Annotated in this window: 6 protein-coding genes; all 6 read left to right on the forward strand. The window is 58.7% G+C overall.

The features are described 5' to 3' along the window. The first annotated feature begins 54 nt into the window (after positions 1-54). From GOX66_RS15195 to GOX66_RS15220, 6 genes are read left to right on the forward strand one after another with little or no spacing between them, the layout of a single operon-like run. Positions 55-1,761, forward strand: a complete 1,707-nt coding sequence (locus tag GOX66_RS15195; RefSeq protein WP_170763581.1) for an IlvD/Edd family dehydratase — start codon at positions 55-57, stop codon at positions 1,759-1,761. Further along, entirely contained in the window at positions 1,761-2,528 is a 768-nt protein-coding gene (locus GOX66_RS15200; RefSeq protein WP_170763582.1) for an SDR family NAD(P)-dependent oxidoreductase, read from the forward strand. Before GOX66_RS15195 ends, GOX66_RS15200 begins: the two co-directional genes overlap by 1 nt. A 4-nt stretch (positions 2,529-2,532) precedes the next feature. Next, positions 2,533-3,426: a 2-dehydro-3-deoxygalactonokinase gene (locus GOX66_RS15205; protein ID WP_170763583.1), complete on the forward strand. Its 894-nt coding sequence runs from the start codon at positions 2,533-2,535 to the stop codon at positions 3,424-3,426. After that, entirely contained in the window at positions 3,423-4,028 is a 606-nt protein-coding gene (locus GOX66_RS15210) for a 2-dehydro-3-deoxy-6-phosphogalactonate aldolase (RefSeq protein WP_170763584.1), read from the forward strand. The genes GOX66_RS15205 and GOX66_RS15210 overlap by 4 nt, the downstream gene beginning before the upstream one ends. Then, positions 4,025-4,885 carry an SMP-30/gluconolactonase/LRE family protein gene (locus tag GOX66_RS15215; protein ID WP_170763585.1) on the forward strand — a complete coding sequence of 287 codons (861 nt, stop codon included), beginning with the start codon at positions 4,025-4,027 and terminating at the stop codon, positions 4,883-4,885. The genes GOX66_RS15210 and GOX66_RS15215 overlap by 4 nt, the downstream gene beginning before the upstream one ends. Next, positions 4,882-6,801, forward strand: a complete 1,920-nt coding sequence (locus GOX66_RS15220; RefSeq protein ID WP_170763586.1) for a beta-galactosidase — start codon at positions 4,882-4,884, stop codon at positions 6,799-6,801. The genes GOX66_RS15215 and GOX66_RS15220 overlap by 4 nt, the downstream gene beginning before the upstream one ends. Positions 6,802-6,899: the final 98 nt, after the last annotated feature.

A 6,899-nucleotide genomic window follows, 5' to 3' on the forward strand; every position in this document is an offset into this window, starting at 1 on the left:
CATCTTTTCAAAAATACTCAATTCCAACACCAACTACGAAAAGCACCGCCGCATATGACAAAACGACGTTCTCAGCATTGGTATGGTAAACTCGACAAGGACGGGTTTATCCACCGGTCGTGGATGAAAAATCAGGGCTTTCCAGATCACGCTTTTGATGGGCGCCCCATCATTGGCATCTGCAATACCTGGTCGGAACTGACCCCCTGCAACTCGGGCCTGCGCGACCTTGCCGAGGGCGTCAAACGCGGTGTCTGGGAGGCTGGAGGCTTCCCGGTTGAATTCCCGGTCATGTCGTTGGGCGAAACACAGATGAAACCCACCGCTATGCTGTTCCGCAACCTGCTGGCGATGGATGTCGAGGAATCGATCCGCGCCTATGGCATCGACGGCGTTGTGTTGCTGGGAGGCTGCGACAAGACCACGCCGGGGCAGTTGATGGGCGCGGCATCGGTCGATCTGCCGACCATCGTAGTAAGTTCCGGCCCAATGCTGAACGGCAAGTATCGCGGTCAGGATATCGGTTCGGGCACGGATGTCTGGAAATTCTCCGAAGCCGTGCGCGCGGGCGAGATGACTCTGCAGGACTTCATGAACGCAGAATCCGGCATGTCGCGCAGCGCCGGGGTCTGCATGACCATGGGCACCGCCAGCACCATGGCCTCACTGGTCGAGGCGATGGGTATGAGCCTGCCCACCAACGCCGCCCTGCCCGCCGTCGACGCCCGACGGATGGCATTGGCGCATCTGACCGGCAAACGGATCGTCGAGATGGTGGACGAAGACCTGAAACCTTCCGACATTCTGACCAAAGAAGCCTTTGAAAACGCCATTCTGGCCAATGCGGCTGTCGGCGGGTCCACCAATGCGGTTGTGCACCTGCTGGCGCTGGCGGGACGCATTGGCATTGATCTGACGCTCAAAGATTTCGAAATCGGGTCGGAAATTCCCCTTCTGGTAAACTGCATGCCTTCGGGCCAATACCTGATGGAGGATTTCTGCTATGCAGGCGGCATGCCGGTCGTTCTGTCCGAACTCAAACCCTTTCTGCGCCCGGCCAGAACCGTTCTGAACAAAGATATCTCGGCCTACTATGACGGTGCCGAGTGCTTCAACGGCAATGTCATTCACGGTATCAGTAACCCGGTGAAACCCGCTGCCGGCTTGCGTGTTCTTCGCGGCAATCTTGCGCCGAACGGTGCCATTGTTAAACCTTCGGCTGCAACCGACGCCTTGCTGGAAACCGAGGCCGAGGCTTATGTCTTCGAAAATATAGAAGATCTGAAAGCCAATATCGACCGCGACGACCTGCCAGTGACGCCAGAAACCATCCTGGTGCTCAAAGGCTGCGGTCCCAAAGGCTATCCCGGCATGCCAGAGGTCGGCAACATGCCAATCCCGGCCCGGCTGGTGAAGGAGGGCGTGCGCGACATGATCCGGATTTCGGACGCGCGCATGTCCGGCACCGCGTTCGGCACCGTCATCCTACATGTCAGCCCCGAGGCGCAGGCGGGTGGTCCGCTGGCGCTGGTAAAAACCGGCGATCGCATCCGCGTCTCAGCCGGCAAAGGTGAACTGGAGTTGCTGGTCGATGAAAAGGAACTGGACGCCCGCCGTGCCGCATGGCAACCGGATGACCCGCACTATACACGCGGCTACGCCAAACTTTACATCGACCACGTGCTGCAGGCCGATCAGGGCGCAGACCTTGATTTCCTTGTCGGCAAAGACACCCGCCTTGTGACCAGAGAGAGCCATTGATGGATCAGCCAGCCACATTCCACGACCTGAAAGGTGCGTCCGTCTATATCACCGGCGGAGGGTCAGGTGTCGGGGCTGCGTTAACCGACGGGTTCCTGGCTCAGGGCGCGAATGTCGCCTTTATAGGTCGGTCGGACGCCACCGCCTTTGTCGATGAGATGCGCGACAAACATGGTCGCACGCCGCTGTTCATGCAGGGTGACATGACGGACACTGAATTGCTCCATGCGACGATGGCGAAAGCAGCCGAGGCGCATGGATCTTTGAACGTTCTGATCAACAACGCTGCCAATGACCAGCGCCATTCGCTCAAGGAAACCACTACCGAGTTCTGGGACTGGATGATCGAGGTTAATCTAAAGGCCTATTACTTCGCCTGTCAGGAGGCGGCGCGCCAAATGCAGGGCACCGGCGGTTCGATCGTGAACTTCAGCTCAATCAGCTACATGATGGGTAACTCCGGCTATCCGATCTACACGACGTCGAATGCCGGGATCACGGGAATGACCCGTTCGCTGGCGCGCGAACTGGGTCCGCAGAACATCCGCGTGAATGCACTGGCCCCTGGTTGGGTTCTGACACAGAAGCAGCTGGATATGTGGGCGACGCCGGAAGATCTGGCCTCTCATATGGAGCGCCAGTGTCTCAAGGAACATTTGACGCCCGAGGACATGATCGCACCGACCCTGTTCCTGGCTTCTGAGGCCAGCCGAGCCATGACAGGCCAGTGCATGGCGGTCGATGGCGGCGTTGTGGTAACGGGGTAGAGCCATGAATACAGAATGGATTGCTGTCGATTGGGGAACATCTCAACTGCGTGTCTGGGCCATGCGGGGAGATACCGTTCTGGATCGGGCGCAGTCGGACAATGGTATGGCGCGGATTGCCAGAGATGGGTTTCAGGCCGCCTTGCTGGACCTTATCGAAGGCTGGCTGGGCAACGCAATTGTCGACGTAGTGGCCTGCGGCATGGTTGGAGCGCGCCAAGGCTGGGTCGAAGCCCCCTATTCCTCTGTTCCATCTGAGCCCGTTCCGGCCGCCCCGATCCGCGTTCCGAACACGGATCCCCGTATTCGCGCCTTCGTGGTGCCGGGATTGAAACAGAATTCTCCTTCAGATGTCATGCGCGGTGAAGAAACCCAAATCGCCGGGTTTCTGGCCAGCCGCCAGAACTGGGACGGTGTGATTTGTCTGCCCGGAACCCACACCAAATGGGTGCAGGTCAGTGCAGGTGAAGTTGTCAGTTTCCGCACCTTCATGACAGGCGAGTTGTTCGACCTGTTGCGCGGGCAATCGGTGCTGAGCCACTCGGTTGGCGAAGGTTGGGATGACAGCGCCTTTGCCGAGGCAGCGGCGGACACTCTGTCCAAACCCGAACAACTGGCGGCGCGTTTGTTCGGCCTGCGCGCTGCCGATCTCTTGCACGCACAGGACGCAGGCGTTGCCCGAGCGCGTTTGTCCGGATACCTGATCGGTGCAGAACTGGCTGCGACCCGACCCTACTGGCTGGGTCAGCAACTGGCCATCATAGGGGCGGAGAACCTGTCAGAGGCTTACGCCATAGCGCTGCAACAGCAAGGCGCGTTTGTCGAAATAGCGAACAGCATAGAATCCACTCTGGCGGGCCTTTTGCTTGCCCGCAACCTGACGAGGCAAACCGCATGAGCCGTCCTATCATCGCCATCTTGCGCGGCCTGCGACCGACCGAAGCTACGGGGGTTGGTCAAGCCCTGATCAATGCAGGGATCAACCGGATAGAAGTTCCTCTGAATTCGCCTGACCCGTTGGAGAGCATCGGAATTTTGGCCGACCGATTCGGCAATCAGGCTCTAATTGGCGCGGGCACAGTGCTGACCCCTGGTCAGGTCGACGCTGTCGCGGCTGTCGGCGGCAGGTTGATCGTCTCGCCCAACTACGACGCACAGGTGATCCAGCGCACGGTTACTCTCAATTTGGAAAGTTGGCCCGGCGTCTACACTCCGACCGAAGCCTTCGCTGCGCTGAAGGCCGGAGCAACAGGGCTGAAACTGTTTCCCGGAGTGATGGCTGGCCCAGCTGGCTTGGCATCGCTGCGACCGGTTCTGCCAACTGGAACGTTGGTTTTCGCCGTGGGCGGAGCTGGCCCAGAAAACTTTTCTCAGTGGATAGGGGCCGGAGCTGACGGATTTGGGATCGGATCAGCTTTGTTCAGACCTGGAATGGCGGTTTCTGAAATCGCGGAACGAGCGACACAGATCGTCACGGCTTATGATAAGGCCGCCAAATGAACACCGTCTTTGATGACCGCCCCTGCGAATTGGGCGAAGGACCTTTGTGGCACCCGGAACGGCAACAGCTTTTCTGGTTCGACATCATCAACAAGCGCCTAATGACAAAGGAAGGTGGAGAGCCGCGCAGTTGGCAGTTTTCAGAATGCGTCTCGGCGGCAGGCTGGGTCGATCGGGATACGCTCTTGGTGGCATCCGAAACTGGGCTTTGGAGTTTTGGGCTGGAAAGCGGCCAGAAAAAACTGATCGCACCGCTGGAGGCGGACAACCCGGTAACGCGATCCAACGACGGGCGCGCCGATCCATGGGGTGGCTTCTGGATTGGGACGATGGGCAAAAGAGCAGAACAAGGCGCAGGGTCGATATACCGGTTCTTCCGGGGAGAGCTGCGGCAGTTGGTGCCGGAGGTGACAATTTCCAACGCCATCTGCTTTGCGCCGGACCGGTCCCGCGCCCATTTTGCGGACACAACCACGAAACAGGTTATGCGCTGGACACTAAATGCGGAAACCGGATGGCCCCAGGGTGAAAGCACCGTCTATCTGGACCTGCGCGATGAAGGCCTGAACCCCGACGGTGCTGTGTTAGACGCAGAGGGTAACATCTGGATCGCGCAATGGGGCATTGGCCGCGTGGCGGCGTACAGCCCAACAGGACAATTCCTGAAGGCGGTCTCGTTTCAAGCCGCCCATACCTCCTGCCCTGCCTTCGGCGGCGAAGACCTTACGACGCTGTTTTGCACTACGGCGCGCGAAGGGCTGGACGACGAAACGATCAAAGCGCATCCGGTCAATGGCATGACCTTTGCCGCCACCGGCATTGGCAAAGGACAAACAGAACACAGAGTCATCCTATGAAACCCGAACTAGGCGTTTGCTATTACCCGGAACACTGGCCCGAGGCGATGTGGGCCGAAGACGCGGCCCGTATGGTTGAATCCGGCCTGACCTGGGTTCGGATTGGCGAATTCGCGTGGAGCCGGATGGAACCGAAGCCGGGCGAATTGTGCTTCGACTGGCTGGATCGCGCGATTGAAACACTGGGGGCAGCGGGCCTTAAGGTTGTACTGGGAACACCCACGGCGACGCCTCCGCGCTGGATGCTTGAGAAACACCCGGACATGCTTGCGGTTGACGCGCTGGGGCAGCCCCGCAAATTCGGGTCGCGCCGGCACTACTGTTTTAGCCATCGGGGCTATATGCAGGAATGCACACGCATCACCCGGATCATGGGCGAACGCTATGGGCGCAATTCGCATGTCGCCGCGTGGCAAATCGACAATGAGTATGGGTGTCACGACACAACCATCAGTTACAGCCCGGCAGCCCTGCAGGCATTTCAACAATGGCTGGCAGATCAGTATGGCTCCATCGACTCACTGAACAAGGCATGGGGCAACGTGTTCTGGTCGATGGATTATGATCGGTTCGATCAAATAGACCTGCCCAACCTGACCGTTACCGATCCCAACCCGGCGCATGTATTAGCCTTCCGCCGTTTCAGTTCGGATCAGGTCGTGGCGTTCAACAAGGCCCAGGTGGATGTACTGCGCCCTCTGACCGACGTGCCGCTGTTGCACAACTACATGGCTCGGATCCTGGAATTTGATCATTTCAAGGTCGGCCAGGATCTGGATATTGCAACCTGGGACAGCTACCCGATCGGATTTTTGTCCGACCGCCTGGAGGCGGACGAGGCGCATAAAACCGCTTTTCTGCAACAGGGCGACCCGGATATGCAGGCCTTTCATCACGATCTGTATCGCGCCGTGGGACGCGGACGATGGTGGGTAATGGAGCAGCAGCCCGGCCCGGTGAACTGGGCACCCTATAACCCAGCGCCTCTGCCCGGTATGGTTCGCCTTTGGTCGCTTGAGGCCGTGGCGCACGGGGCCGAAGTCGTCAGCTATTTCCGCTGGCGGCAGGCTGCGTTTGCTCAGGAACAAATGCACGCTGGTCTGCTGACCCCGAGCAACCGACCTGCCCCGGCCCTGACCGAGGTGCAACAGACGGCGGAGACATTGGCGGCGATCGGTGAGGTCGTCCAAGAGAAGGCGGAAGTGGCCATATTGTTTGATTATGCCTCCGAATGGGCATGGGCAACGCAGCCGCAAGGCGCTGGATTCGACTACTTCCGCCTGGTTTTCTCAGCCTATCGCGCTTTGCGGCGGGCGGGGCTGTCGGTGGATTTTGTGTCGGCAAACGACATTCCCTCAAACAGCTATAAGATGATCTTTGCGCCGGGGCTGGCTACGCTGGGTGATGAACTTGAGCGTCAACTGGCCGAAAGCTGCGATCTGGTGCTATTCGGCCCGCGAAGTGGCGCAATTACACATGACTTTCGGATTCCTGAAACCGGTCGCCCGGGCCTGACCGGATTTCACTGCGAGGTTGATCTGGTCGAAACCCTTCCCCCAAACGTCCAGCGCGAGGTCATAGGGGGCGGAGCGGCACTGCACTGGATTGAGCGGCTCTCGGGCACGGCACCCGATCTGTTGACCTTTGTGGACGGAACCTCGGCGCTAAAGGGTGAGAACAGTTTGTGGTATCTGGCTGGATTCCCGGATGAGTTACTTTGGGACCGGATTATTGAAATGGCCGCATTGAAAACCGGTGTGGTCCTGCACCCTATGCCCATGGGCTTGCGCCGCCGAGAAACGGCTAGGTACACCTTTGTCATCAATTACAACGCCACTCCGGTTGAATGGAATGGTCAGGTAATTGGCGCATGCAATGTCGCAATCCGGAAAAAAGACACGCCCGAAGAAGATTAAACTCTTCGGGCGTGCGTTGCATTAAACTGGGCGCTTGAGCCCCTTACTCACTATTCAGACTATTTGGGTCGAAGGCGCCACCGGAGTTGCCGTTGTTT

The organism is Ruegeria lacuscaerulensis (assembly GCF_013031245.1).
Taxonomy (GTDB): domain Bacteria; phylum Pseudomonadota; class Alphaproteobacteria; order Rhodobacterales; family Rhodobacteraceae; genus Ruegeria; species Ruegeria lacuscaerulensis_C.